This window comes from Inquilinus sp. NPDC058860, from assembly GCF_042743185.1.
In the GTDB taxonomy this organism is placed as follows: Bacteria; Pseudomonadota; Alphaproteobacteria; order DSM-16000; family Inquilinaceae; genus Inquilinus.
The window spans coordinates 20,643-46,989 of the sequence record NZ_JBHYMS010000004.1; the positions used below are offsets into that span (position 1 = coordinate 20,643).

23 protein-coding genes are annotated in these 26,347 nt (G+C 71.7%); 10 read left to right on the plus strand and 13 right to left on the minus strand.

What is annotated here, in order from left to right; all coding sequences use genetic code 11:
- Window positions 1-45 precede the first annotated feature (45 nt).
- On the minus strand, window positions 46-1,047 hold the full coding sequence (locus ACFW16_RS03935; RefSeq protein ID WP_380302081.1) for an NAD(P)H-quinone oxidoreductase: 1,002 nt from the start codon (window positions 1,045-1,047) through the stop codon (window positions 46-48).
- A 192-nt stretch (window positions 1,048-1,239) separates the two neighbouring features.
- Here ACFW16_RS03935 and ACFW16_RS03940 point away from each other — a divergent pair, with 192 nt between their 5' ends.
- The 3 genes from ACFW16_RS03940 to ACFW16_RS03950 all read left to right on the plus strand — a co-directional run bounded on the left by ACFW16_RS03940 (window position 1,240) and on the right by ACFW16_RS03950 (window position 2,875).
- Complete coding sequence (locus ACFW16_RS03940) at window positions 1,240-1,422, plus strand: DUF1192 domain-containing protein (RefSeq protein ID WP_138888049.1); 183 nt, start codon at window positions 1,240-1,242, stop codon at window positions 1,420-1,422.
- A 44-nt stretch (window positions 1,423-1,466) separates the two neighbouring features.
- On the plus strand, window positions 1,467-2,249 hold the full coding sequence (locus tag ACFW16_RS03945) for a 3-hydroxybutyrate dehydrogenase (protein ID WP_380302082.1): 783 nt from the start codon (window positions 1,467-1,469) through the stop codon (window positions 2,247-2,249).
- A gap of 164 nt (window positions 2,250-2,413) precedes the next feature.
- The gene (locus tag ACFW16_RS03950; protein ID WP_380302084.1) at window positions 2,414-2,875 is read left to right on the plus strand and encodes an Hsp20 family protein; all 462 of its coding nucleotides are present in this window, start codon (window positions 2,414-2,416) and stop codon (window positions 2,873-2,875) included.
- 319 nt (window positions 2,876-3,194) lie between these two features.
- On the opposite strand, the gene ACFW16_RS03955 is transcribed toward ACFW16_RS03950, so the two are convergent.
- The gene (locus ACFW16_RS03955) at window positions 3,195-5,090 is read right to left on the minus strand and encodes a propionyl-CoA synthetase (protein ID WP_380302086.1); all 1,896 of its coding nucleotides are present in this window, start codon (window positions 5,088-5,090) and stop codon (window positions 3,195-3,197) included.
- A gap of 118 nt (window positions 5,091-5,208) precedes the next feature.
- Between ACFW16_RS03955 and ACFW16_RS03960 the strand changes: the two genes are divergently transcribed.
- Window positions 5,209-6,828: an acyl-CoA synthetase gene (locus ACFW16_RS03960; protein WP_380302088.1), complete on the plus strand. Its 1,620-nt coding sequence runs from the start codon at window positions 5,209-5,211 to the stop codon at window positions 6,826-6,828.
- A gap of 96 nt (window positions 6,829-6,924) precedes the next feature.
- Here ACFW16_RS03960 and ACFW16_RS03965 read toward each other — a convergent pair whose 3' ends face one another.
- Window positions 6,925-8,259 (minus strand): MFS transporter, encoded by a 1,335-nt coding sequence (locus tag ACFW16_RS03965; RefSeq protein WP_380302089.1) that lies wholly within the window; start codon window positions 8,257-8,259, stop codon window positions 6,925-6,927.
- Between the two features lie 191 nt (window positions 8,260-8,450).
- Between ACFW16_RS03965 and ACFW16_RS03970 the strand changes: the two genes are divergently transcribed.
- Window positions 8,451-8,936, plus strand: coding sequence for a MarR family winged helix-turn-helix transcriptional regulator (locus tag ACFW16_RS03970; RefSeq protein ID WP_380302091.1), 486 nt, complete (start codon window positions 8,451-8,453; stop codon window positions 8,934-8,936).
- 6 nt (window positions 8,937-8,942) lie between these two features.
- Here ACFW16_RS03970 and ACFW16_RS03975 read toward each other — a convergent pair whose 3' ends face one another.
- Complete coding sequence (locus tag ACFW16_RS03975; protein ID WP_380302093.1) at window positions 8,943-9,353, minus strand: DUF2000 family protein; 411 nt, start codon at window positions 9,351-9,353, stop codon at window positions 8,943-8,945.
- 101 nt (window positions 9,354-9,454) lie between these two features.
- On the opposite strand from ACFW16_RS03975, the gene ACFW16_RS03980 reads away from it, so the two are divergent.
- The gene (locus tag ACFW16_RS03980; RefSeq protein WP_380302094.1) at window positions 9,455-10,279 is read left to right on the plus strand and encodes an AraC family ligand binding domain-containing protein; all 825 of its coding nucleotides are present in this window, start codon (window positions 9,455-9,457) and stop codon (window positions 10,277-10,279) included.
- Window positions 10,280-10,365: 86 nt separating this feature from the next.
- Here ACFW16_RS03980 and ACFW16_RS03985 read toward each other — a convergent pair whose 3' ends face one another.
- Genes ACFW16_RS03985 through alkB form a run of 4 tightly spaced genes read right to left on the minus strand, consistent with a single transcriptional unit; the run spans window position 10,366 to window position 14,161 of the window.
- Window positions 10,366-11,493 carry an NAD(P)/FAD-dependent oxidoreductase gene (locus tag ACFW16_RS03985; RefSeq protein ID WP_380302095.1) on the minus strand — a complete coding sequence of 376 codons (1,128 nt, stop codon included), beginning with the start codon at window positions 11,491-11,493 and terminating at the stop codon, window positions 10,366-10,368.
- Complete coding sequence (uxuA, locus tag ACFW16_RS03990) at window positions 11,490-12,677, minus strand: mannonate dehydratase (protein ID WP_380302097.1); 1,188 nt, start codon at window positions 12,675-12,677, stop codon at window positions 11,490-11,492. The genes ACFW16_RS03985 and uxuA overlap by 4 nt, the downstream gene beginning before the upstream one ends.
- A gap of 13 nt (window positions 12,678-12,690) precedes the next feature.
- Window positions 12,691-13,461, minus strand: coding sequence for an SDR family oxidoreductase (locus ACFW16_RS03995; RefSeq protein WP_380302099.1), 771 nt, complete (start codon window positions 13,459-13,461; stop codon window positions 12,691-12,693).
- A gap of 46 nt (window positions 13,462-13,507) precedes the next feature.
- Window positions 13,508-14,161 (minus strand): DNA oxidative demethylase AlkB, encoded by a 654-nt coding sequence (gene alkB, locus ACFW16_RS04000; protein ID WP_380302101.1) that lies wholly within the window; start codon window positions 14,159-14,161, stop codon window positions 13,508-13,510.
- Window positions 14,162-14,311: 150 nt separating this feature from the next.
- Here alkB and ACFW16_RS04005 point away from each other — a divergent pair, with 150 nt between their 5' ends.
- Window positions 14,312-14,953, plus strand: coding sequence for a glutathione S-transferase family protein (locus ACFW16_RS04005; protein ID WP_380302103.1), 642 nt, complete (start codon window positions 14,312-14,314; stop codon window positions 14,951-14,953).
- A gap of 4 nt (window positions 14,954-14,957) precedes the next feature.
- On the opposite strand, the gene ACFW16_RS04010 is transcribed toward ACFW16_RS04005, so the two are convergent.
- A complete protein-coding gene (locus ACFW16_RS04010) occupies window positions 14,958-16,799 on the minus strand; it encodes a chloride channel protein (RefSeq protein WP_380302105.1) in 1,842 nt (613 codons plus the stop codon).
- A gap of 129 nt (window positions 16,800-16,928) precedes the next feature.
- On the opposite strand from ACFW16_RS04010, the gene ACFW16_RS04015 reads away from it, so the two are divergent.
- Both ACFW16_RS04015 and ACFW16_RS04020 read left to right on the plus strand, forming a co-directional pair.
- Window positions 16,929-17,102 (plus strand): hypothetical protein, encoded by a 174-nt coding sequence (locus ACFW16_RS04015; RefSeq protein WP_380302106.1) that lies wholly within the window; start codon window positions 16,929-16,931, stop codon window positions 17,100-17,102.
- An 81-nt stretch (window positions 17,103-17,183) separates the two neighbouring features.
- The gene (locus ACFW16_RS04020; protein ID WP_380302405.1) at window positions 17,184-17,336 is read left to right on the plus strand and encodes a DUF3309 family protein; all 153 of its coding nucleotides are present in this window, start codon (window positions 17,184-17,186) and stop codon (window positions 17,334-17,336) included.
- Here ACFW16_RS04020 and ACFW16_RS04025 read toward each other — a convergent pair.
- The 3 genes from ACFW16_RS04025 to ACFW16_RS04035 all read right to left on the minus strand — a co-directional run bounded on the left by ACFW16_RS04025 (window position 17,296) and on the right by ACFW16_RS04035 (window position 21,150).
- The gene (locus ACFW16_RS04025; protein WP_380302108.1) at window positions 17,296-17,937 is read right to left on the minus strand and encodes a demethoxyubiquinone hydroxylase family protein; all 642 of its coding nucleotides are present in this window, start codon (window positions 17,935-17,937) and stop codon (window positions 17,296-17,298) included. The genes ACFW16_RS04020 and ACFW16_RS04025 overlap by 41 nt on opposite strands.
- Before the next feature lie 4 nt (window positions 17,938-17,941).
- Entirely contained in the window at window positions 17,942-20,413 is a 2,472-nt protein-coding gene (gene hrpB / locus ACFW16_RS04030) for an ATP-dependent helicase HrpB (protein ID WP_380302110.1), read from the minus strand.
- A gap of 62 nt (window positions 20,414-20,475) precedes the next feature.
- Complete coding sequence (locus tag ACFW16_RS04035; RefSeq protein ID WP_380302112.1) at window positions 20,476-21,150, minus strand: hypothetical protein; 675 nt, start codon at window positions 21,148-21,150, stop codon at window positions 20,476-20,478.
- A 256-nt stretch (window positions 21,151-21,406) separates the two neighbouring features.
- Here ACFW16_RS04035 and lysS point away from each other — a divergent pair, with 256 nt between their 5' ends.
- Window positions 21,407-22,918, plus strand: a complete 1,512-nt coding sequence (lysS, locus tag ACFW16_RS04040; RefSeq protein WP_380302114.1) for a lysine--tRNA ligase — start codon at window positions 21,407-21,409, stop codon at window positions 22,916-22,918.
- A gap of 139 nt (window positions 22,919-23,057) precedes the next feature.
- Here lysS and ACFW16_RS04045 read toward each other — a convergent pair whose 3' ends face one another.
- On the minus strand, window positions 23,058-26,297 hold the full coding sequence (locus tag ACFW16_RS04045; protein ID WP_380302116.1) for an error-prone DNA polymerase: 3,240 nt from the start codon (window positions 26,295-26,297) through the stop codon (window positions 23,058-23,060).
- Between the last annotated feature and the right edge of the window lie 50 nt (window positions 26,298-26,347).

Sequence of the window (26,347 nt, forward strand, 5' to 3'; positions counted from 1 at the left end):
CGGCGCCGCCCACGGTGCTCGACCTAGGGATGTCACGCGCCCGAGTCAAGCGAGGAGTATGATTTTCCCGACATGGGCGCTCGATTCCATCAGCGCATGCGCCTCCGCCGCCTGCGCCAGCGGGAAGGTGGCGTGGATCACCGGCCGGATCCGCCCGGCCTCGATCAGCGGCCAGACCTCGGCCTCGAGCGCCGCGGCGATGGCGCCCTTCTCGGCGACGCTGCGCGGCCGCAGGGTCGACCCGGTCAGGGTCAGCCGCTTGGCCATCACCTTCTGCAGGTCGACCTCGACCTTCGAGCCCTTGAGGAAGGCGATGCTGACCTGCCGGCCGTCCACCGCCAGCGCGTCGATGTTGCGGGCGACATAGTCGCCGCCGACCATGTCGAGGATCACGTCCACGCCGCGGCCGCCGGTCTTCTCCTTGATCACCGCGGCGAAGTCCTGCTCGCGATAGTCGATGGCGACATCGGCGCCCAGGTCGAGGCAGGCTTGGGCCTTCTCGGCGCTGCCGGCGGTGGCGAAGACGGTGGCGCCCCGGGCCTTGGCCAGCTGGATCGCCGTGGTGCCGATGCCGCTCGACCCGCCATGCACCAGGAAGCGCTCGCCGGCCTGCAGGCGGCCGCGCTCGACCACATTGGTCCAGACGGTGAACAGGGTCTCGGGCAGGCCCGCCGCCTCGGCCGGGGACAGGCCTTTCGGGATCGGCAGGCATTGCGGCGCCGGGGCGACGCAATACTCGGCATAGCCGCCGCCGGCGACGAGGGCGCAGACCGGGTCGCCGGCGCTCCAGCCCGCGACATCCGGGCCGAGGGCGGCGACGGTGCCGGCGACCTCCAGCCCCGGCAGCGGGCTGGCGCCCGGCGGCGGGTTGTACATGCCGCGGCGCTGCAGCACGTCGGGCCGGTTCACCCCGGCCGCGGCCACCCGGATCAGGATCTCGCCGGTCCCGGGCGACGGCACCGGCAGGGTCGCCGGCTTCAGCACCTCGGGCCCGCCGGGGGCCTCGATCACGATCGCGTTCATGGTCTCGGGAAGGATGCTGGTCATCGGCTCTCGCCCTGTTTTCGGGAGGGGGCGGATGATGGCCGAAATGTCATCCGGCCGTCATCCGGGCGTCGGATGGAGCGGCCTAAGGTCGCCCGTCGACAGTGAAGGCGCTCCGGCACGCTTGCGCTCCGGGCTTGCCGATCCTCGCGCCGCCCGCGAGGATTGTCCATCCGCTGCCGAAGGAGATGGCCGATGGATCCGGAAGATCTCGAACCGCGCAAACGAAAGGCACCACCGAAGCCGCTCGACGGCATGTCGGTCGCCGAGCTCGAAGAGTATGTCGCCGAGCTCGAGGCCGAGATCGCCCGCGCCCGCGGCGTCATCGCCGGCAAGCAGAGCCACAAGAGCGCAGCGGATGCGCTGTTCAAGCGCTGAGGCGCCCTCGAAAACCCAATCCCGTCATCGTAAGGAACGGACCCATGTTGAAGGGCAAGGTTGCGATCGTCACCGGATCGACCAGCGGCATCGGGCTCGGCATCGCCCGGGTGCTGACCGGCCAGGGTGCCGACATCGTGCTGAACGGCTTCGGCGACGCCGGCGAGATCGAGGCGATCCGCAGCGGCATCGAGCGCGAGCACGGGGTGCGCGCGGTCTATGACGGTGCCGACATGTCGAAGGGCGATGCGGTGCGCGGCCTGGTGGCGGCGACGGTCGAGCGGCTCGGCCGGGTCGACATCCTGGTGAACAACGCCGGCATCCAGTTCACCGCGCCGGTGGAGGAGTTCCCGGCCGACAAGTGGGACGCGATCCTGGCGATCAACCTGTCGGCGGCGTTCCACGGCATCGCCGCGGCGGTGCCCGTGATGAAGCAGCAGGGCTGGGGCCGGATCGTCAACATCGCCTCGGCCCACGGCCTCGTCGCCTCGGCGCACAAGGCGGCCTATGTCGCGGCCAAGCACGGCCTCGTCGGCCTGACCAAGGTGGTGGGGCTGGAGGCGGCCGGGACCGGCGTCACCTGCAACGCGGTCTGCCCCGGCTGGGTCCGGACGCCCCTGGTCGAGAAGCAGATCAGCGCCATCGCGGCGGAGAAGGGCATCAGCCAGGACGAGGCGGCGCGGCAGCTCCTGGGCGAGAAGCAGCCCTCGATGACCTTCGTGACGCCGGAGCAGCTGGGCGGCACGGTCGCCTTCCTGTGCTCGGACGCGGCGGAGCAGATCACCGGCACGAGCGTGTCGGTCGACGGCGGCTGGACCGCGCAATAGCCGGTCGTTTCCCGGGGGCGGGGACGATCATCGCCCCCTTGAACCCGGAATTCATCCACCCCAGATCGATGGTCGTGGCGGTGCCCAGCCGGGGCCGCCACGTCGCAAACCCCGCGGCGCGACCATCGGTGCGCCGCACAGGTATCGCTCACTGGAGGATATCCATGCGTACTCTTGATCTCTCCCCGCTGTTCCGCTCGACCATCGGCATCGACCGCATGTCGCGGCTGCTCGATTCCGCGCTGCAGTTCGACACCGCGGCGCCGTCCTACCCGCCCTACAACATCGAGAAGACCGGCGAGGATGCCTACCGCATCACCATGGCGGTGGCGGGCTTCGGCGAGGACGACCTCGAGGTCGTGACCTCCGAGAACACCCTGACCGTCCGCGCCAAGGCGGCCGTGGACGAGGAGGAGAAGAACCGGGTCTTCCTGCATCGCGGCATTGCCGGCCGGGCCTTCGAGCGGCGCTTCCAGCTCGCCGACTACATCAAGGTCGGCGGCGCGTCGCTGGTGAACGGCCTGCTCAACATCGACCTGGTCCGCGAGGTGCCGGAGGCGCAGAAGCCCCGCACCGTGAAGATCGCGGTCGGCCAGGCCGAGGCGCCGAAGCAGATCGCCGCCTGACGGCCGGAACGGGGGCGCCGCCGCAGCGGCGGCGCCCCGTCTCCCGAGCCGCAGAGACAAAAAAGAGGGCCGCTTCCCGCGGCCCTCGTTTTTTGAAGCCTCGCCTGCTCAACTCGAGCATTGCGCGACGATAAGAGTCATTTTGCCGCTGCGTCAAGCACTCGTTTGGGTCAGAAAAACCCTTTGTTTTGAAGGGTTTTCAGCTGTTCGCCGGCTTTCGGCGGCATCGGCTGAATCACAAGAGCGCTAAATGATATTAAAAATGTAATATTTCTGGGGACTTGCCGATCAGGGCTTAGACCGGATGGAAACGGGAACGTTACCCGCAATTATAGCCCGATCGCCGTAAGGTCACACGAATTTCATCGAGAATCGTCGGATCGTCGATCGTCGCCGGCACGGCGAAGGGGACCGAATCGGCGATTCGGGCCATCGTGCCGCGCAGGATCTTGCCCGACCGGGTCTTCGGCAGGCGGTCGACGATCATCGCCGTCTTGAACGCCGCGACCGGGCCGATGCCGTCGCGCACCCGCTGCACCGCCTCGGCCAGGATGGCCTCGTGCGGCCGCGTCACCCCCGCCTTCAGCACCAGGAAGCCCAGCGGCACCTGGCCCTTGAGGTCGTCCGCCGCCCCGATCACCGCGCATTCCGCGACGTCGGGATGGCCGGCCAGCACCTCCTCGATCTGCCCGGTCGACAGGCGGTGGCCGGCGACGTTGATGACGTCGTCCACCCGGCTCATGACGAAGACGTAGCCATCCTCGTCGACCAGCCCGGCATCGCCGGTCTTGTAGAAGCCCGGATGGTCCTCGAGATAGGCGCTGCGGAAGCGCGCATCGGCCCGCCACAGCGTCGGCGCGGCGCCGGGCGGCATCGGCAGCTTGCAGGCCAGCGCCCCGATCTCGCCGCGCGGCATCTCCCGCCCGTCGGCCCCCAGCACCCGCACATCCCAGCCCGGCATCGGCTTCGTCGGCGAGCCCGGCTTGACCGGCATCGCCTCCAGCCCCAGCGGGTTGGCGCAGATCGGCCAGCCGGTCTCGGTCTGCCACCAATGGTCGATCACCGGCACCTGCAGCAGCCGCTCGGCCCAGCCCAGCGTGTCGGGGTCGCAGCGCTCCCCGGCCAGGAACAGGGCACGGAAGGTCGACAGGTCGCGGCCGGCCAGCAGGCGGCCCTCCGGATCCTCGCGCTTGATGGCGCGGAAGGCGGTCGGCGCGGTGAACAGCACCGAGACGCCGTGCTGCTCGGCCACCCGCCAATAGGCCCCGGCATCGGGCGTGCCGACCGGCTTGCCCTCGTACATCACGCTGGTGCAGCCGGCCAGCAGCGGGCCGTAGACGATGTAGGAATGGCCGACCACCCAGCCGACATCCGAGGCGGTCCACATCACCTCGCCGGGCCTGAGCCCGTAGATCGCGGGGATGCTCCAGGCCAGGGCCACGGCATGGCCGCCATTGTCGCGGACGATGCCCTTGGGCTGGCCGGTGGTGCCGGAGGTGTAGAGGATGTAGAGCGGGTCGGTCGCCGCCACCGGCACGCAGCCGGCCGGCTCGGCCGCGGCCTCCAGCCCGGCCCAGTCGTGGTCGCGTCCCGGCGTCATCGCCGCCTCGCATTGCGGCCGCTGCAGCACCACCGTCGCCGGCACCTTGTGCCTGGCGAGGCCGAGAGCGGCGTCGAGCAGCGGCTTGTAGGCGACGACCCGCGTCCCCTCGATGCCGCAGGAGGCGGAGATGACCAGCTTCGGCTCGCAATCGTCGATCCGCGCCGCCAGCTCCGGCGCCGCGAAGCCGCCGAACACCACGGAATGCACGGCGCCCAGCCGGGCGCAGGCCAGCATGGCGATCGCCGCCTCCGGCACCATCGGCATGTAGATCACCACCCGGTCGCCAGGGCCGACGCCCAGGGCCCGCATCGCCCCGGCGAAACGGGCGACCCGGTCGGTCAGCTCGGCATAGGTGAAGCGCCGCACCGTGCCGGTGACCGGGCTGTCGTAGATCAGCGCCAGCCGGTCGCCATGGCCGGCGGCGACATGGCGGTCGAGCGCGTTGAAACAGGTGTTGAGCCGGCCGCCGGCGAACCAGCGGAAGAAGGGCGCGTTGCCGTCGTCCAGCACCCGGTCCCAGCGCCGGTCCCAGTCGATCGCGGCGGCGGCCTCGCCCCAGAATCCCTCGGGATCGTCGAGCGACCGGCGATAGGCCTCGGCATAGGCTCCCATGGCGTCCTCCCGTGTTTTGCGAAGCCTAGCGCCGCCGCGGCGCCGACGCGAGGGGCCGTCCTGCTTTCCGCCCGGGCCGGGGCGGTGCCAGAATGGGCCGGGACAGGGAGACCCGCCGATGCCGCACGCCTACGACACCGATCTCGACCGCAACCCGGCCAATCACGTGCCGCTGACGCCGATCTCCTTCCTCGGCCGCACCGCGCTGGCCCATCCGGACCGGACGGCGGTGGTCTATGGCGAGGTGAAGCGAAGCTGGCGCGAGACCGCGGAGCGCTGCCGCCGCCTGGCCTCGGCCCTGTCCCGCCGCGGCATCGGCAGGAACGACACGGTGGCGGTGATGGCGCCGAACATCCCGGAGGCGTTCGAGGCGACCTTCGGCGTGCCGATGGCCGGCGCCGTGCTGTGCGCCCTCAACGTCCGGCTCGACGCCGCCGCCATCGCCTTCCAGCTGCGCCATTCCGAGACCCGGGTGCTGCTGGCCGACCGCGAATACGCCCCCGTGATGCGGGCGGCGCTGGCGCAGCTCGACGCGCCGCCGCTGGTGGTCGACATCGTCGACCCGTCGGTGGCGGGCGAGCCGGTCGGCGATCTCACCTACGAGGATCTGCTGGCCGAAGGCGATCCGGCCTGGCCGGGCGTGAGGCCGGGCGACGAATGGGATGCGATCGCGCTCGGCTACACCTCCGGCACCACCGGCGATCCGAAGGGCGTGGTCACCCATCACCGCGGCGCCTATCTCAACGCGCTCGGCAACGTCGTCACCTGGGGGATGCCGCACCACCCGGTCTATCTCTGGACCCTGCCGATGTTCCACTGCAACGGCTGGTGCTTCCCCTGGACGATCACGGCGATGGCCGGCACCCATGTCTGCCTGCGCCGGGTGGCGGCGCGCGAGATCTACGCGGCCATCGCCGACCACGGCGTCACCCATCTCTGCGGCGCGCCGATCGTCATGAGCATGCTGCTGAACGCCCCGGCCGGGGAGCGGCGCGACTTTCCGCAGGCGGTGCAGATGATGACCGCGGCCTCGCCCCCGCCGGCGGCGGTGCTGGAGGGCATGGCCCGGCTCGGCATCAAGGTCACCCATGTCTACGGCCTGACCGAGGTTTACGGCCCGGCCGTGGTCTGCGACTGGAAGCCGGAATGGGACGCCCTGCCGGCCGGGGAGCAGGCGCGGCTGCAGTCGCGCCAGGGCCTGCCCTATGTGGTGCAGGAAGGGCTGATGGTGGCCGACCCCGAGACCCTGGCCCCGGTGCCGGCCGACGGCGAGACGCTGGGCGAGGTGTTCATGCGCGGCAACATCACCATGAAGGGATACCTCAAGAACCCGTCGGCCACGGCGAAGGCCTTCGCCGGCGGCTGGTTCCACACCGGCGACCTTGGCGTCATGCACCCCGACGGCTATATCGAGCTGAAGGACCGGTCGAAGGACATCATCATCTCCGGCGGCGAGAACATCTCGACCATCGAGGTCGAGGGCGTGCTGTACCGCCACCCGGCGGTGCTGGAGGCGGCGGTGGTGGCGCGGCCGGACGAGAAATGGGGCGAGACCCCCTGCGCCTTCGTCACCCTGCGGCCGGGCGCCGAGGCGACGGCGGAGGAGATCATCGCCTTCAGCCGCCAGCACCTGGCGGGGTTCAAATGCCCGAAGACGGTGGTGTTCGGCGATCTGCCCAAGACCTCGACCGGCAAGATCCAGAAATTCGTGCTGCGCGACCGGGCGCGGGGGCTGTGATGGGCGGATTCCCTGCTGCGTAGGTTGGGTTCGCCCCTCGGCGAACCCAACACCTGGACGGCGGCAGATTGTTGGGTTCGCGTTCGCGAACCCAACCTACGGGCTGGCGCGGCTGGTGGCTGCCGTGGCTCTGTCGCCATCGGCCTCCACCGCCGCCAGGTCGGCGCCGCGGGTCTCGCGCGACAGCAGCACGCACAGGATGCCCGGCACCGCCATCAGCGCGGCGTAGATCGCGACGGATTGCGGCGTGCCGGTCCAGCCCAGCAGCGCCGTGCCGATCAAGGGCGCCACCGACCCGCCGACCACCGAGGCGACCTGGTAGCTGACCGACATGGCGGTGTAGCGCACCCGGGTCGGGAACAGCTCGGTGAACCAGGCCGACATGCTGCCGACGATGATGCCGTGGCAGGTCAGGGTCAGCAGCGTCACCTGCAGCACCGTCTCCGGCGGCGTCCCCGGCGGCAGGGTGAACAGGAGGGCGCCGGCGCCGATGCCGGCGATCAGGCCCAGCAGCATCACCGGCCGCCGGCCGATCACGTCGGAGACCCAGGCGGCGGCCATGATCACCGCGACCTCCAGGATCGAGCCCCAGAACAGCGCGTCCGACCCGACGCCGCGAGCGAGACCCAGAAACTGCACCACCAGCACCAGGAAGAAGGTGGTGAACAGGTAGAACAGCGTGTTCTCCGCCGCCTTCACCAGGAACACCTGGCCCATCGGCCGCCAGTGGCTGCGCAGGGCCTCGGCCAGCGGCGCCGCCGGCAGCTCGCGGCGCTTTGCCGCCAGCTCAGCGAAGACCGGCGATTCCTCGACCCGCCGCCGCACCCAGAGGCCCAGCAGCACCAGCACGATCGAGAACAGGAAGGGCAGGCGCCAGGCCCATTCGGCGAAGCCGGCCTCGCCGTAATGCGCGGTCAGGGCGCCGATGGTGGCGGCGGCCAGGACATTGGCGGCCGGGCCGCCGATCATCGGGAAGCTGGTCCAGAAGCCGCGCCGCTTGCCCGGCATGGATTCGGCGACGATCAGCAGCGCCCCGGTGGCCTCGCCGCCGACGGCGATGCCCTGCAGCACGCGCAAAGTGACCAGCAGGATCGGCGCCAGCGCCCCGGCCGTGGCATAGGTCGGCAGCAGGCCCATGGCGAAGGTGGCGGCGCCCATCATCAGCAGGCTGACCACCAGCGCGTTCTTGCGGCCGATCCGGTCGCCCAGCGCGCCGAACAGGATGCCGCCCAGCGGCCGGGCCAGGAAGCCGATGGCGAAGGTGCCCAGCACCGCCATCGTTCCCGCCAGCCGGTCCTCGCCCGGGAAGAACGCCTTGTCGAACACCAGCACGGCGCAGAAGGCGAAGATGAAGAAGTCGTACCATTCGATGATGGTGCCGACGGCGCTGGCGAACAGCAGGCGCACCCGCTCCGCGATCGAGGTCGTCATGGATCCTCCCCTCGTCCTTTTGGTCGCTTGGTCCGGCCATCCGCGGAGCGCCGGGCTTGCCGCGGCCGCGCCCTCGCGTATGGTCGGACATTCCGCCGGCCGCGCGCTTCCACGCGGTGAGCGGGCTGCCTTGAATGGAAGCCAATCTCGTTTCATATGAAACGAATGTCAAGCGGGCGGGGAGGCCGGCGATGCGGGACCAGGCGATGCGGGCGGAGTTCGATCTCGAGGCATTCCTGCCTTATGAGCTGTCGGTGGTCAGCAACCGGGTCAGCCGCACCTTCGCCCGGCGCTATGCCGACGCCTTCGGGCTCAGCATCCCGGAATGGCGGGTGATGGCGATGGTCGGCCGTTATGCGCCCCTGTCCTCGAACCAGATCTGCGAGCGCACGGCGATGGACAAGGCCAAGGTCAGCCGGGCGGTCAGCCGGCTGATCGCGGCGGGCCATCTCAGCCGCGGCACCCATCCGGCCGACCAGCGGCTGATCCAGCTCGACTTCACCGCCGCCGGCCGCCGGGTCTACGACGCCATCGTGCCGCTGGCGCAGGAGATCGAGGCCGAGCTGATGGCCGCCTTCGAGCCGGGCGAGCGCGAGGTGCTGCGGCGCCTGCTGCGCAGGCTCGACGCCCGCGTCTCCAGCCTCGGCACCCCGCCGGACGCGGCCGGGGAGGACTGACGCCCGTCACGGGTGCAGCGACAGGCCTTTCAGCACGCGGTCGACATCCTTGCGGTCCTCATGCATGGCGAAGCCGACCAGGTCCAGCGCCTCGCCCGGCACCGTCTTCACCGCGGCGCGGTTGGCCTCGTCATAGCCGGTGGCGAACAGCTCGGCGGTGTAGATCGCGATCCGCAGGTTGCGGGCCAGCGCCCTGGCATGCGCCGCCTTCAGCGCCTCGGCCGTGCCGGCGAAGACCAGCACCGGCTGGCGGAACATCGGCAGGTACAGGTTGCCCGACCCGTCCTCATAGGGTGCGCCGACCAGCTCCGGCCGGGTGGCGGCGAGGCCGCTGACGGTGAAGGCGGTGACGTTCAGCTTCTGCCACACCGGCAGGTCCTCGCGCAGGGCGACGGCGATCTTGGTGTCGAACCGCATATGTCCTCCTGGTGATTGGCAGGACCCTACGGGCGGGGCCGCCGCCCGGCTTGTACGATCGTGCTGTGGCGGTGGTGCTCCGAGCGGCCTAACATGCGGCCATGGACAGCGGCGAATGGGTCACGGTCGGGCTGGACCGGCGCTTCGGCGTCGAGCGGTTCCGCGCCCATTTCACCGCCCATTGCTACGAGCGGCACGCGCACGAGACCTATGCCATCGGCCTGACCGAGGCGGGGTCGCAGAGCTTCTTCTGCCGCGGCGGCACGCACCGCACCCGGCCGGGATCGGTGATCACCTTCAACCCGGCCGAGATCCATGACGGCCACGCGACCAACGCCGAGGGCTTCCTGTACCGGATGCTCTACATCGCGCCGGAGACGGTGGCGGCGGTGCTCGACGATGCCGGCATCCGCCCGCCCTGGGCCCTGGCCTTCCCCAACATCCTGTCCGAGGACCCCGTTCTCGCGGCGCTGATCGCCCGCGCCGTCGACGCTTTCGCCGAGCCGGGGGCGACGCTGGCGCGGTCCGAGGCGCTGGCGGCGATGGTGGTGGGGCTGGCCCATCGCCAGGCCGGGGCGCCGGCGCCCGGCCTGTCCCGCCCCGCCGATGCGGCGCTGGCGCGGGTGCGCGACCATCTGCACGCCCATTTGGGCGACGACATCACCGCCGACGATCTCGCCGCCGTGGCGGGGCTCAGCCGCTTCCACATGTCCCGCGCCTTCACCCGGCGCTACGGCGCGGCGCCGGCGACCTATCTGCGCTGGATCCGGCTGGAGCGGGCGAAGCGGATGCTGGCGGCGGGCGAGGCCCCGGCCCAGGTGGCGGCGGCCACCGGCTTCACCGACCAGGCCCATCTGACGCGCCGTTTCAAGGGCGCGTACGGCGTCACCCCGGCGCGGTTCCAGAAGGCAGCGCGGGCGGCCTGACCCGCTCGTAGGTTGGGTTCGCGGCGCGAACCCAACATCCGGCCGATGGCTTGGATGCTGTCGGGTTCGCCTGCGGCGAGCCCAACCTACGCCGATAGCCCCAGCCGCTGCACCACCTCGTCGGCGATCGACAGGCTCGAGGTCAGGCCCGGGCTCTCGATGCCGAACAGGTTGACCAGGCCGGGCACGCCATGCCCCTCCGGCCCCTGGATCACGAAATCCGCCGCGGCGGCGCCGGGCGGGGTGATCTTCGGGCGGATGCCGGAATAGTCCGGCAGCAACGCCCCGTCCGGCAGCGCCGGCCAGTAGCGGCGGATCGCGGCGTAGAAGCTCTCCGCCCGCGCCGGATCGACCCGGTAGTCCAGCGTGTCGACCCATTCGACGTCGGGGCCGAAGCGCACCCGGCCGCCCAGGTCGATCGTGGCATGGGTGCCGAGCCCACCGGGCACCGGCACCGGGTAGATCAGGTGGCGGAAGGGCGGCCGGCCGGACAGGCCGAAATAGTTGCCCTTGGCCAGATAGGGCTGCGGCACCGATGCCTCGGGCACCCCGGCGATGCGGCGGGCGACGGCCGGGGCCGACAGGCCGGCCGAGTTCACCACGCGGCGGGCCAGCAGCGCCATGCCGCCATCCTCGGTCGCGATCTCCAGATGCAGCCCCCCGGGCGTGACGGCCGCCGATTCCAGCCGGCTGTGATAGGCGATCATCGCCCCCCGCGCCTCGGCGTCGCCCAGCAGCGCCAGCATCAGCCCGTGGCTGTCGACGATGCCGGTGGAGGGCGAGAACAGCGCCGCGGTGCAGGCGATCTCCGGCTCCAGCGCATGCGCCTCGTCCGCGGTCAGCGGCCGCAGCGCGTCGTCCTCGCCGGTCAGGCCGTTGGCCCGGGCGGCCGCCTCGATCCGGACCAGCGTCGCGGCCTCCTGCTCGTCGGTGGCGACGATCAGCTTGCCGCAGCGCCTGGCGGTGACGCCGTGCTCCTCGCAATAGCGGTACAGCGCCCGGCGGCCGGCGACGCAGTGCCGGGCCTTCAGGCTGCCCTGCGGGTAGTAGATGCCGGCATGGATCACCTCGCTGTTGCGGGCCGAGGTCTCGGTGCCGAAGGCGTCCGCCGCCTCCAGGATGATCACCTCCTGCCCGGCCCGGGCCAGCGCCCGGGCGACGGCCAGGCCGACCACCCCGGCGCCGACCACCACCGCATCGACCGTGTCGGTCATGCCGCGCCGCGCAGCTGGCCGATGGCCCGCGCGACGCCGCGCAGCTCGGCCAGCCCCTTCAGCCGGCCGATCAGCGAATAGCCGGGATTGGTCTTCTTGTGCACGTCGTCGGCCAGGAGATGGCCGTGGTCGGGCCGCATCGGGATCTCCCAATCCGCCCGGCCGACCGCCTGGCGCGCCCGCTCCTCCGCCATCAGCGCGTCGATCACCGCCACCATGTCGGCGCCGCCTTCCAGGTGCTCGTCCTCGAAGAAGGAGCCGTCGGGCTCGACCGTGACGTTGCGCAGATGGGCGAAGTGGATGCGCGGCGCGAACTCCCGCGCCATCGCCGCCAGGTCGTTGTCCGGCCGCGAGCCGTAGGAGCCGACGCACAGCGTCAGCCCGTTCGCCGGCCGGTCGACCATGGCCAGGATGGCGCGGGCGTCGGCGGGGGTGGAGACGATGCGCGGCAGGCCGAACAGCGGGAAGGGCGGGTCGTCCGGATGCACCGCCAGGCGGGCGCCCACCTCCTCCGCCACCGGCACGACGGCGGCCAGGAAGGCCTTGTAGTTCGCCCGGAAGTCGTCGGCGGTGATCCCGGCATAGGCGGCCAAACGGCGCTCGAACCCGGCCCGGTCGTTGACCGCGCCGGCCACGCCCGGCAGGCCGGCGATGATGGTCTTCTCCAGCTCCGCCTGCTCGCTCTCGCTCATCGCCGCCACGCGGTCGCGGGCGCGGGCCAGCACCTCGGGCCGGTGGTCGGCCTCGGCGCCGCGGCGCTTCAGGATGAAGGCGTCATAGGCGGCCATGTCGACCGCGTCGAAGCGCAGGGCGTAGCCTGTGGTCGGCAGCCGCCACATCAGGTTGGTGCGGGTCCAGTCGACCACCGGCATGAAGTTGTAGCAGACGGTCGTCACCCCGGCCGCGGCGACGTTGCGCAGCGACTGGGCGAAGACGGCGATCGCCTCGGCCGCGCCGGCGCCGCCGGTCTTGACCGCGTCGGGCAGCGGGATGCTCTCGACCACCGACCACGCCAGGCCCGCGGCCTCGATCACCGTCTTGCGCTCGGCGATCTCCCCGGCCGGCCAGACGCTGCCGTCCTGCCGGTGGTGCAGGGCGGTGACGATGCCGCTGGCCCCCGCCTGCTTGACATGGTCCAGCGTCACCGGGTCGTTCGGGCCGAACCAGCGCCAGGTCTCCTTCATCGTCTCCAGCCCCTCATCGCGTGTTGATCTTGTTGCGGCCGATCAGCGGGTACTGCTCGACCTCGTACACCTGGCCGGTGACCGGCGCCGACCGGTCGGACAGCCAGAACACCGCATGCTGCGCCACCTCCTCCGGCCGCAGGATGCGCCCCGTGGGGGCCAAGGCCGGCGGGATGTGCTCGGCCCAGTCGTCGGGCCGGCCCTCGCGGCGCTGGATCGCGCGCTCGGTCTCGGTCAGGGTCCAGCCGACATTCAGCTGGTTCACCCGGATGCGCTCGGCCGACAGCCCGTCGCCCAGGTTGCGCGTCATGGTCATCAGCGCCGCCTTGGACATGGAATAGACCAGCAGGTTGTCCTGGCCGCACAGGGCGTTGACCGAGCCGATGTTGACGATGGCGCCGCCGCTGCCCTGGGCGCGGAAGGCGCGCACCGCCTCGCGGCACAGCAGCAGGGGCGCGCGGGCGTTGACCGCGAAGATGGCGTCGAAGGCGTCGTCGTCGGCCTGCTCCAGCGTCGTGCGGGCCAGGGACGCGGCGTTGTTCACCAGCCCGTCGATCCGGCCATGGGCGCGCAGGACCGTCTCGATGACGGTCGCCGCCACGTCCGGCGCGGTCAGGTCGGCCAGCACCGAGGCGGCACCGAGCTCCGCCGCGGCCTGGGCCAGCGCCTCCGCCTCGATGCCGTGCACCACCACGGTGGCGCCCTCGTCCCGCGCCGCGCGGGCGATCGCCAGGCCGATGCCGGAAGACGATCCGGTGACCAGAATGACCTTGCCCTGAAGCATCCTGCAGCGTGCTCCCGTCCCGATCGACCCGGCTTTCATACCGGCATCAGAGGGCCTTCCGAAAGGTCAGGTTGATCCGCTGGCGGCCCAGAATCGCATGGCTGCCGTCCGGCAGCGGGGCGACACCGTGGAAGGCCAGCCGCGCCGGCCCGCCCCAGACCGCCACGTCGCCATGCTCCACCCGCACCCGGCGCGTCGGGTCGCTGCGCTGCAGCCCGCCGAACAGGAAGGTCGCGGGCAGGCCCAGCGAGACCGAGACGATCGGCGCGCCGGTGTCGCGCTCGTCCCGATCCTGGTGCAGCGACAGGCGCGATCCGGGCTCGTACCTGTTGATCAGGCAGGCGTCGGGCGCGAAGGGGCCGAAGCCGGCCTTGACCGAGGCGGCGTCGGCCAGCTCGGCGAAGACCGGTGGCATCTCCGGCCAGGGGCGGCCGGCGATCGGGTCGTCGGGGTCGTAGCGATAGCCGCTGCGGTCGCTGACCCAGCCGACCCGGCCGCAATTGGTCATCGCCACCGACATGCGGTAGCCGCCGGGCGTGACCAGGTGGCGGAACGGAGCCACAGCCTCCACCGCCCGCACCGCCGCGACCAGCGCCTCGGCCCGGTCGCGGGCGAAGCCGCGCAGCAGCACCGCGCCTTCGGCCAACGGCTCCTCCTCCGGCCCCGATCCGGGAAGGCTGTCGAACAGATCCGCCGTCATGCTCCGGCTCCCGTCATGCGATGGCGCCATCCTCTCTCGTCCTGCCGCGGCGGCCGATCCGTCCCTTGCGGCCGAATTCGGCGCAAGAAGCGGGGTGGCGCGGCCGCGGCGTGGTGCGATCCTCCAGGCCTCACCCGCCCGAGGATGCCCATGATCACCCTCTACGACTACCTGCCGTCGCAGAACGCCTACAAGGTCCGGCTGCTGCTGTCGCATCTGCAGCGGCCCTGGCGCACCGAGATCATCGGCATCTTCGAGGGCGAAGGCCAGCAGCCGGAATACCTGGCGGTCAATCCGACCGGCGCGGTGCCGGCGATCAAGCTGGACGACGGACGGGTGATCGCCGAATCCGCCGCCATCCTGGTCTTCCTGGCCGAGGGCACGGCCTACCTGTCGGACGACCGCTTCGCCCGGGCCAAGGTGCTGCAATGGCTGTCTTTCGAGGGCGATTACGTGCAGTCCACCATCGCGACGCTGCGGCACTGGACCATGACCGGCAAGATCGCGCGCCGCCCGGCCGCGCTGGTCGAGGCCAAGCGCGACGGCTCGCTGAAGACGCTGGCGATCCTGGACCGCGAGCTGGCGCAGCGCGCCTGGCTGGCCGGGCCGGCCTACTGCGTCGCCGACATCGCCGTCTTCGCCTATGTCCATCGGGCGGAAGAGGCAGAGTTGCCGCTGGCCGACTTCCCGCATGTGACGGCCTGGATCGACCGGGTCCGGTCGCAGCCGCGCTTCCTGGCCGAGACCTTCCCCTATTCGATCGATCCGCATTCGGTGAAGGAACTGCCGTGAGCCTTCATTCCGTCGACCGGAACCAGCGCTCGCCGACATCCTCGGCCCGGCGGCGCTCCAGCTCCTCGCTGTAGCGGCGCAGGGCGTAGGCCTCGCTGACATAGCCGATGATCCGCCGCTCCTGCGCGTCGCTGACCACCGGCAGGGTCTCGGTCTCCGCCGCCTGGAACAGCTCCAGCGCCGTGCGGATGGTCTGGCCGGGCAGCAGGATATAGGCGGCGGCGTGGCGCAGCGTGCCGATCTCGGCGGTCTCCGCCTCGGCGTCGTGGTCGGAATTGTGCGCATCCGACACCTGCACCACGCCGGCGGCGCGGCCGGCGGCATCGGTGACGAAGACGCGCTGGGTCGACCCGACCGGGAACTGCTTGCGGAAATCGGCCACCGTCGTCGTCTCCGGCACGCTGCGGGCGTCGCGGCGCATCAGCCGGGCGACGGTCAGGTCGCGGATCCAGCCCACATCCTGGGCGCCGCGGATCGCCTCGCCGCGCAGGTGGAAGCGCCAGGTGGCGAAGGAATAGCCGAACAGGTGCCGCACCACCGCGGCCGCGACCACCACCCCGACCATCACGCCGATGGTGACGGAGAAATCGCCGCTCAGCTCCAGCGCCAGGAAGGTCATGGTCAGGGGCCCGCCGATCACCGCGGCCGCCATCGAGGCCATGCCGACCAGGGAATAGGCCAGGTGCTCGACCGGATGGCCGGGCAGGGCCAGCGCCGTCAGCTGGGCCAGGATGCCGCCGAACAGCGCGCCAGTCAGGAGAGAGGTGAAGAACAGGCCGCCGCGGAAGCCGGCGCCGAGCGAGATCGCCGCCGCCGCCGTCTTGGCGACCAGCAGCAGGGCCAGGGCGGTCAGGGGCGGCGCCAGGGTCAGGTCGGCATAGAGCGCGCCGTGGCCGGAGCTCAGCACCTCCGGGAAGCGCAGCGCCATCAGCCCGACGATCAGCCCGCCCACGGCGGGGCGCAGGATCTGCGGCAGGGCCAGCCGGCGCATCGCCCGCTCGGTCCAGGTGACGCCCTGCATCATCAGGATGCCCAGGCCGGCGCAGGCCAGGCCGATCAGGACGAAGATCGCGTAGTCGCCGGCGTGCAGGCCGGTGGTCCAGGTCACCGTCAGGAACGGGCCCTCGTCCAGCAGCACCCGCTCCACCGCCGTGGCCGCCAGCGCCGCCGCAACCACCGGCGCCAGCGTCGCCGCGGTGTAGGCGCCCATGATCAGCTCGAAGGCGTAGAAGGTGCCGGCCAGCGGCGCGTCGAAAGCAGCCGCGATGGCGGCGGCGGTGCCGCAGCCGACGATGGTGCGCAGATCGGCCCGGCGCAGCCGGAAGATCTGGCCGATGCGCGAGGCGAAGCCGCCGCCGATCTGGGTGTAGCCGGCCTCCATGCCGACCGAGGCGCCAACGCCGCTGGACATCAGCGTGGCGCCGGCGACGACGAAGCCGTCGCGCAGCGACATCCGGCCGCCATAGAGGGCATTGGCCTCGATCGGGTCGACCGGCGGGCGGGGGCGCCAGCGGCTGATCGCCCACATCGCGGCGCCGAAGGCCAGGCCGCCCAGCACCGGCACCAGCACGGTCAGCATCGGGCTGGTGTCGATGCTGGCGCTCAGGCGCTGGCCGCTCGGCAGGCCGAACAGCAGCTCGTGCACGAGCTGCAGCCCCCAGCGCAGGGCGACCACGGCGAGGCCGACGACCACGCCGATCGCCACCGCCAGCAGCGGCAGGGCGATGTCGTTGGCGCGCACGGCGCTGCGCAGCCGGGTCCACAGATGCAGGCGCAGCAGCTGCCGGCGCAGGAAAGGGCGCTGGGGCGGGGAGATTGTCGCGTCTTCGGCCTGGGGCGTGGCCATGGTCGCCGCCGTGTCGGGAGGTTCAGCCCTTGTGGCCGACCCCGGCGGGCGGCGCAAGGGGACGAGGGCTCGACGAATGGTCGCAACTCCGCTCTAACCGGATCGGGGGCGAAAGACGAAGGTGACGCGATGGTCCTGATCGGCTGCTTCCTGCCCTTCATCCTGGCGCTGGCCGGCGCCGTGGCCGGGCACCTCCTCGGCAGCGGCAGCATCGGTCTCTGGGGCATGGGCATCGGCTTCGTCGCCGGGCTGGTCCTGGCGGCGGCGATCGGCGCGGTGGCGATGCGGTCCAAGCGCGACTGATCGGCCCGGCCGGCAGGAACTCACATTTCCCAGCTCCTATTGAGAGAATCAGCGCGAACAACGCGAGGTGCCGTCATGGGCATCGGAACCATTCTGCTGGTCATCCTGATCATCCTCCTGATCGGCGCCTTCCCGTCCTGGCCGTACAGCAGCGGCTGGGGCTACGGGCCGAGCGGGATCCTCGGGGTGATCGTCATCGTCCTGCTGATCCTGGTGCTGATGGGGCGAATATAGCCCGGGCCATGCGGGCGGAATCACCCCAGGTCGACAGCCAGATCAGCAGGTCGGTGATCACGGCGATCAGCGCATAGAGCCGCCCCCGGGCATGGCCGGGCCCCAGCTGCGCCTCGGCCGTGCGCAGATGAGCGATCTCCTCGACATTGATGTCGCGGATGATGGCGCCGACGCCGTCATCCTTGCCCGCCAGGAAGTGCAGCTGGTCGCCGAGATGGCGGTGCACCGCGGCCTCGACCGCGGCGGTGCAGATCCAGATCGTCCGCCGCCCGGCCAGCGCGGTGGCGAAGCCCAGGACGATGCCGCCCAGGCTCCACAGCCGCATCACCCGGCAGGGGCGGGAGCCGCGGGTCGGCATGGCGCCGCGGAACAGGCGGCAATGCCGGATCTCGTCGGCCCGCATCGCCTCCAGGCGCGTCACTAGATCCGGCCACAGCCGGCGGGCGACGGCGATCTGCGCGCCGTAGATCCGGATCGCGCCGTATTCTCCGGCATGGTTGACGCGCAGGATCCGGGCGATGGTCCGCCGGTCGCGACCCGAGATGCCGGCGGCAGGGCTGGCGGCGACGGCGGCATCGAGCGACGGGTCCGCGGCGGCCATGGCTTCAGGTTCCCCGCGGCTTGGCCCGGGCCGTGGCCGGGGCGGCCAGCGGGTCGTCGGGCCAGGGGTGCCGGGGATAGCGGCCGCGCATGTCCTTGCGCACCTCGGCATAGCTGCCGGCCCAGAAGCCGGCGAGGTCGCGGGTCACCTGCAGCGGCCGCCCGGCCGGGGACAGCAGATGGATCGCGACCGGCACCCGGCCGCCCCCGACGCGCGGTGTCTCGGCCTGGCCGAACATCTCCTGCAGCTTCACCGCCAGCACCGGCTGGGCCGGATCGGCATAGTCCAGCGCAGCGCGGCGACCGCTGGGAATCGGGATCGTGCCCGGCGCCAGGGCGTCGAGCGCGCGCTGCCGTTCCCAGCCCAGCGACGTCGCGAGGATCTGCGCCAAGTCCAGCCGGTCGAGATCGCTGCGCCGCCGCATCCCGCCGAGATGCGGCCCCAGCCACTCCTCCAGCGTCTCGGTCAGCGCCGCATCCGACCAGTCGGGCCAGGCCTCGCCCTCCAGCGCCCGGGCGAAGCCGACGCGCCGGCGCAGCGCCACCGCGCCGTCGCGCCAGGGCAGGGCGTCGAGGCCGAGCCGCCGCACCCCCTCCAGCAGCGCCGCGGCGACGGAAGCGGGATCCGGGTTCGGCAGAGCCGCATCGGCCAGCACCAGCGCGCCCAGCCGGCGCTGGCGGCGGGCGGCCACGACCTGCTCGGCGGCATCCCAGGCGACTGTCTCGACCCAGGCGATGCGGTCGCCCAGCACCGCCTCCAGCGTCGCCTCGTCCAGCGGTGCCGCCGCCAGGATGCGGGCCTCGCGCCCGGCATCGTCGGTCTCGGCGACCGCGAGATAGTCGGCGCCGGCCAGCGGATCGCCCTCCCGCAGCGTCGCGCCCCGGCCATTGGCCAGGAGGACGCTGCCGCGACCGCCCGGCCGGCGCTTGGCCACGCGGTCGGGATAGGCCAGCGCCAGCAGGGCTCCCGCGTCCTCGGGCCTGCCGCCGCCCTTCAGGTCGAAGCGGCGGGCGATGTCGCGCGCCGCCTCGCGCAGCCGGGCGACGGCCGGGTCGCCGCGATCGCGATGCAGGACCTCGAGCGAGGCCCGCAGATCGGTCTCCGATGACGGGCGGCGGCCTTCCAGGATCGCCGCCAGCTCCGCCGCCGTGCCGCCGATTCCATCGGCCTTGGCCCGCAGCACCATGTGAGCGAGACGCGGATGCAGCGGCAGCCTCGCCATCGCCTTGCCATGCGCGGTCGGCCGAATCTGGGGGCCCTCGGCCGCGTCGATGGCGCCGAGATCGGCCAGCAGCGCCCGGGCCTGGGCCAGGGCCGCGGCCGGCGGCGGGTCCAGCCAGGCCAGGTCGCCGCCGCCCCCGCCCACACCCCATAGGGCCAGCTCCAGCGCCAGCGGCGCCAGGTCGGCGACCAGGATCTCGGGCGGATCGAACGGCGCCATGGCGCCCTCGCCGGCCTTGGCCCACAGGCGCCAGCACACGCCCGGTTCCGTCCGCCCGGCGCGGCCGCGGCGCTGGTCGGCGGCGGCGCGGGCGATGGTCACCGTCTCCAGCCGGCTCATGCCGGTGCGCGGGTCGAAGCGCGGTGCCCGGGCCAGGCCGCTGTCGATCACCACCCGCACGCCTTCGATGGTCAGGCTGGTCTCGGCGATGTTGGTCGCCAGCACCACCTTGCGTGTCCCGGCCGGCGCCGGGCGGATCGCCTGGTCCTGTGCCGCCGCCGGCAGGTCGCCGTAGAGCGGCGCCACGGCCACGCCGTCGCCCAGCCCGGCCAGCTTCGCCTGCACCCGCCGGATCTCGCGGGCGCCGGGCAGGAACACCAGCAGGCTGCCCGTCTCCTCCGCCAGCGCGTCGCGCACGGCCCGGGCGACCGCGTCCTCGATCGCCTCGCCGGCGCGGGGCGGGCGATGCTGCGTCTCCACCGGGAAAGCCCGGCCCTCGGAGGTGACGACCGGCGCGTCGCCCAGCAGGCGCGCCACCGGCCCGCCGTCCAGCGTCGCCGACATCACCAGCAGGCGCAGGTCGTCGCGCAGCTCGGCCGTCTCCAGCGCCAGGGCCAGGCCGAGATCGGCGTTCAGGCTGCGCTCGTGGAACTCGTCGAAGATCACGGCGCCGACGCCCTCCAGTGCCGGGTCGTCCTGCAGCATCCGGGTCAGGATGCCCTCGGTCACCACCTCGATCCGGGTGTCCGGCCCGACCCTGCGGTCCATGCGGATGCGGTAGCCGACGGTATCGCCGGGCTTCTCGCCCAGCAGCGTCGCCATGTGGCCGGCGGCGGCGCGGGCCGCGATCCGCCGGGGTTCCAGCATCACGATCTTGCCGTCCAGCCAGGGCTCGCCCAGCAGCGCCAGCGGCACCCGCGTGGTCTTGCCGGCGCCGGGCGGCGCCTGCAGCACGGCGCGGCCGCGCTCGGCCAGCGCCGTGCGCAACTGCGGCAGTGACGCATCGATCGGGAGAGGGGGCAGGGACAGGGTCACGGCGCTCCGGACTGGGCCTCGGGAGGCCTATTCCTGCACCAGGTGCAACGCCCGCTCCAAGGCTAATAGCCGAGCGTCACCATCGAGTAGATGTCGCTGCCCATCTCGACCGCGTTCAGCACCGGGGCCCTGCGGCCGCCGGAGACGGTGCCGCGCACCACGAGCGGCCGGCCGGGGGCCAGGCGGCTGCGGTCGGGGTCCATGGCCAGGGCAAAGGCCGGAGAGAAGCGGATCACGGTCTTGTCCTTCAGGATCACGCCGTCGGGCCGGCCAGAGGCGTCGGACAGCACGAAGTCGATCAGGCCGCTCTTCTCGGTCAGCATCGGCTGGGCCGGGACATAGACGGTGGTCGCGGCGGGTGCCGAGATCACGACGGGCGGCGACGGTGGCGGCGTCACCCGCGCCGGCGGCGCCGGCCGGACCACTCGCGGGGCAGCGGCGGCGACCGCCACCGGCGGCGCGGCGGCAACCACGCGCGGCGGGGCCGCGACCACGGCGGCCGGGGCGGTGCGCGGCGGCGCATAGGTCACGGTGGGCGGCGGGGGCGACACCGGGGCCGGCGCGGCCGCGATCACCCGCGGCGCGGTGTAGGCCGGCGGCACGGCCGCCGGCTGCGGCTCGACCTGCGCGGCCTGCTGCGCGGTCTCGGGTTCGGTCGGATAGGCCCAGGGCGTGATGTCGGTGAGATCGGAGCAGGCGGTCAGGCCGGTCGCGGCCAGGGTGACCGCCACGGCCATTCGGGAAATACGGTCTCTCATCGCCAACGCCCTCACTGCTCGCGACCGCCGGTCGGTACGACGCCGGCTTCAATACGCAAGTATGCTCCGTTTCTCATAAACAGTCGTGAAACATTCGGATATCGAAAATGCTTGCCGTTCCGGGAAGAAGAAGGGGGCCATGCGCGGAACCGGCTTGCACCCCCGGGGTGCGGCGGGTAGAGGACGCGATCCCCGTTCGTCCGCCTTGTCGTTCCCTGCCCCTGGAGTCCCGATCATGTCCGACAGCGTCGAGAGCGTCCGCGCCCCGCACGACGATGCCGACAACCCGCTGAAGACGCCGCGGCTGGAGAAACTGCGGGCGCTGCGGGCGAAGGGGATCGACCCCTACCCCTACCATTACGAGAAGACGGCCGACGCCGCCGGGCTGCAGGCGCGCTACGCCGAACTGCCGGCCGAGGCGGAGAAGCCGGAAGACGTGGTCCGCATCGCCGGCCGCATCCGCGCCTACCGCAACAGCGGCATGTTCATCGACCTGCACGATGCCGGCGGCAAGATCCAGGTGTTCTGCCACAAGGACTATGCCGACCCGGCGACGCAGGAACTGGTCGGGCTGCTCGACATCGGCGACCTGATCGGGGTCGAGGGCTTCATCCGCCGCACCAAGCGCGGCGAGCTGACCATCAACGCCCAGCATGTCGACCTCTTGGCCAAGACGCTGCTGCCGCTGCCGGAGAAGTACCACGGCCTGACCGATGTCGAGGCGCGCTACCGCCAGCGCTATCTCGACCTGATCATGAGCGAGGAGAGCCGCGAGACCTTCCGCGCCCGCAGCCGGATCGTCGCCGACATCCGCCGGCTGATGCAGGAGCGCGGCTTCCTCGAGGTCGAGACGCCGATGCTGCACCCGATCCTGGGCGGGGCCTCGGCCCGGCCGTTCGTGACGCATCACAACACGCTCGACATGGACCTGTACCTGCGCATCGCGCCGGAGCTGTACCTGAAGCGCCTGATCGTCGGCGGCGTGTCGGAGCGGGTGTTCGAGATCAACCGCAACTTCCGCAACGAGGGCATCTCGACCCGGCACAATCCGGAGTTCACGATGCTCGAGCTGTACCAGGCCTATGCCGACTACACCGACATGATGGCGCTGGCCGAGGACATCTTCGCCGCCGCGGCCAGGGCGGCGACCGGCGGCACCGCGGTGACCTTCGGCGAGCACCGGATCGAGTTCGGCGGCCAGTTCCGCCGCGCCCCGATGACCGAGCTGGTGCGCGAGGCGACCGGCGTCGACTTCCTGCAGATCGAGGACGCCGAGGCGGCCAGGGCCGCCGCGCGGGGCCTGCAGCTCAAGGTCTCGGGCAAGGAGAACTGGGGCCAGGTGGTGGAGCTGGTGTTCGGTGAGACGGTCGAGCACACGCTGATCCAGCCGACCCATGTCACCGACATGCCGAAGGAGATCTCGCCGCTGGCCAAGGCGCATCGCAGCGACCCGCGCCTGACCGAGCGGTTCGAGACCTATGCCAATGGCTGGGAGCTGGCCAACGCCTTCTCCGAGCTCAGCGACCCGCAGGACCAGTATGAGCGCTTCGCCGCCCAGGTCGCGGCCCGCGACGCCGGCGACGACGAGGCCCAGATGATGGACCGCGACTACGTCACGGCGCTGGAATACGGCCTGCCGCCGACCGGCGGCATGGGCATCGGCATCGACCGGCTGGTGATGCTGGTCACCAACTCCGCCTCGATCCGCGACGTCATCCTGTTCCCGACCCTGCGGCCCAGGAAGTAGGGCTCTACCGGCAGGCATCGTAGATTGGGTTCGCGTGAGCGAACCCAACATCCCGCCATTCGATGAACCTGTTGGGTTCGCTGCCGCGAACCCAACCTACGATGATATGCGGTGAAGGCGCGTCGCGCCTCGTCCCGCCTCATTTGAAATCCCGGCTCTTCAGCGTCACCCGGTGGCCGCGGGCAGGGTCGGCGCGGGGGCGGGACTGGTGGCCGGGGTCGAGCACCACCTGGTCGGTGCCGCGGGCCAGGACCGGCAGCTGGTCGGTCCAGTCGACGAAGCGCTCGGCGACCACATGGATCACCATGTGCTCGCCCTCGCCCACCTTCTGCACCCGGCCCTCGCAGGCCAGCAGGCGCCCGGCATAGACGGCGCGGCGGTACTGCTCCGACACATGCGACCAGACCACGATGTTGGCGGCGCCGCTCTCGTCCTCGATGGTGACGAAGATGGTGTCCTTGGCGGTCTGCGGCCGCTGCCGGAACAGCACGATGCCGGCGATGCGGATGCGGGCGCCGTCGCGGGTCTCGTCGTCGCGCAGGAAGCGGGCCGGGACGATGCCGAGCCGCTGGAGCGCCGGGCGCAGCAGCGCCAGGGGATGGCGGGTCAGCGACAGGCCGGTGGTGGCGTAGTCCTCCAGCACCTCCAGCCCCGGCGGCAGGGGCGGCAGCTCGGCCTCCGGCTCCTCGAACAGCGCCAGCTGGGCCGGCCGGGCGGCGAACAGCGGCAGGGCCTCGCCCGCCACCCCGGAGACCGCCCACAGCCCCTGCTGCCGGTCGAGGCCCATCGAGCCGAAGGCGGCGGCCTCGGCCAGCCGGTTCAGGGCGCGGGCGGAGACGCCGGCGCGGCGGGCGAGGTCGGCCGGCGAGGCGTAGCCGGCGCCGCGCCGTTCCATGACCCTCTTGCCCTCCTCCTCGTTCAGCCCCTTCACCAGGCGCAGGCCCAGGCGTACGGCATGGTCGCGGCCGCCGGTGGGTTCCAGGGTGCAGTCCCAGTCGCTGCGGTTGACGTCGACCGGACGGATCTCGACGCCGTGCTCGCGCGCGTCGCGCACCAGCTGGGCCGGGGCGTAGAAGCCCATGGGCTGCGAGTTGATCAGGGCGCAGCAGAACACCTCGGGGTGGTGGTGCTTCACCCAGGCGCTCTCATAGACCAGCAGCGCGAAGGAGGCGGCATGCGCCTCGGGGAAGCCGTAGCTGCCGAAGCCCTTGATCTGGTTGAAGCAGCGCTCGGCGAAGTCGCGCTCGTAGCCGTTGGCGATCATGCCGTCGATGAAGCGCCGCTCGTACTGGTGGATCGTGCCCTCGTTGCGGAAGGTGGCCATGGCCCGGCGCAGCCGGTCGGATTCGCCGGGCGTGAACCCCGCCGCGACGCTGGCCAGCTTCATGCCCTGCTCCTGGAACAGCGGCACGCCCAGCGTCTTCTCCAGGACGCCGCGGATCTCCGGCTTGGGGTAGGTCACCGGCTCGATCCCGTCGCGGCGCCGCAGATAAGGGTGCACCATGTCGCCCTGGATCGGCCCCGGCCGGACGATCGCGACCTCGATCACCAGATCGTAGAATGTCTTCGGCTTCAGCCGCGGCAGCATCGACTGCTGGGCCCGGGATTCGACCTGGAACACGCCGATCGAATCGGCGCGGCTCAGCATCTCGTAGACCTCGGGATCCTCGCGCGGCGTCATGCCGAGGGTCAGCGGCTCCGGGTACCGCTCCGGATAATGCTTGTTCATCAGGTCGAAGCCGCGCTTCAGGGCGGTGAGCATGCCCAGCGCCAGCACATCGACCTTCAGCATGCCGACGGCGTCGAGGTCGTCCTTGTCCCAGCAGATGACGGTGCGGTCGTCCATCGCCGCGTTCTCGATCGGCACCATCTCGTCCAGCCGCCGTCGGGCGAAGACGAAGCCGCCGGTGTGCTGGCTGAGATGGCGGGGAAAGCCCATCAGCTCGACCGCGAGCTCCAGCGCCAGGCGCAGCCGGGGATCGGCCGGGTCCAGCCCGGCCTCGCGCACCTGGCCCTCGTCCAGCCCGGTCATGCTCCAGCCCCAGACGGAGCCGGACAGAGCGCCGATCATGTCCTCCGACAGGCCCATCGCCTTGCCGACGTCGCGCACCGCGCCGCGGGTGCGGTAGCAGATCACGGTCGCGGTCAGGGCGGTGCGGTGGCGGCCGAACTTCTCGTAGATGTGCTGGATCACCTCCTCGCGCCGCTCGTGCTCGAAATCGACGTCGATGTCGGGCGGCTCGTGGCGTTCCTCGCTGACGAAGCGTTCGAACAGCAGGTCCATCCGCACCGGGTCGATGGCGGTGATGCCGAGGCAGTAGCAGACGACGCTGTTGGCCGCCGAGCCGCGGCCCTGGTTCAGGATGCCGATCTTCTCCTGGCTGGCGAAGGCGACGATGTCGGCCACGGTCAGGAAGAAGGGGGCATAGTCGCGCCGGCCGATCAGGTCGAGCTCGCGGTCGATCTGGGCCTGGACCTTCTCGGGCACGCCGCCGGGATAGCGCCGCGCCGCGCCCTCCCGGGTCAGCTGCTCCAGCCGCTCCTGCGCCGAGACGCCGTCCGGGGCGATCTCCTCGGGATACTCGTAGCCCAGCTCGTCCAGGCTGAAGCGGCAGCGTTCGGCGATCTCGACCGTCCGCTCCAGCGCCTCGGGGTGGTCGCGGAACAGCCGCGCCATCTCGCCGGGCGACTTCAGGTGCCGCTCGGCATTGGCCTCCAGCCGCCAGCCGGCGTCGTCGATGGTGCAGTGCTCGCGGATGCAGGTGACCACGTCCTGCAGCCGCCGCCGCTCCGGCACGTGGTACAGCACGTCGTTGGTGGCGACCAGCGGCACCCGCACCCGCCGCGCCAGCTCGGCCAGATCGGCCAGGCGGCGGGCATCGTCGCCGCGGTAGCGGTGGCTGGCGGCGAGGAACAGGCGCTTCGGTGTCTCGGCCCGCAGCCGGGCCAGATGGTCGGCGAAGGCGTCGTCGATCCGGTCCGGCGGCAATGCCACCAGGATCTGCCCGTCCAGCCAGGGCGGCAGGTCGGCGGAGGCAAGGTCGCACTGCCCCTTCTTCGCCCGCCGGTTGCCGATGGTCAGCAGCCGGCACAGCCGGCCGTAGGCCGCACGGTCGGTCGGATAGCACAACAGGCTCGGCGCGTCGGCCAGGTCCAGCCGGCAGCCGACGATGTAGGGGATGCGGCAGGCCTTCTGCCGGTCCTCGTCGCGGTTGGCGATGACATGGCCGCGGACGATCCCGGCCAGGGTGTTGCGGTCGGTCACGGCGATGGCGGACAGGCCCAGCAGGATCGCCGTCTCCACCAGCTCCTCCGGATGCGACCCGCCGCGCAGGAAGGAGAAGTTGGTGGTGACCTGCAGCTCGGCATAGGCGGTCATGGGGCCGCCGGCAGCGCAACCCACCGCTCTCTTCTGTCATCGCCGGGCTT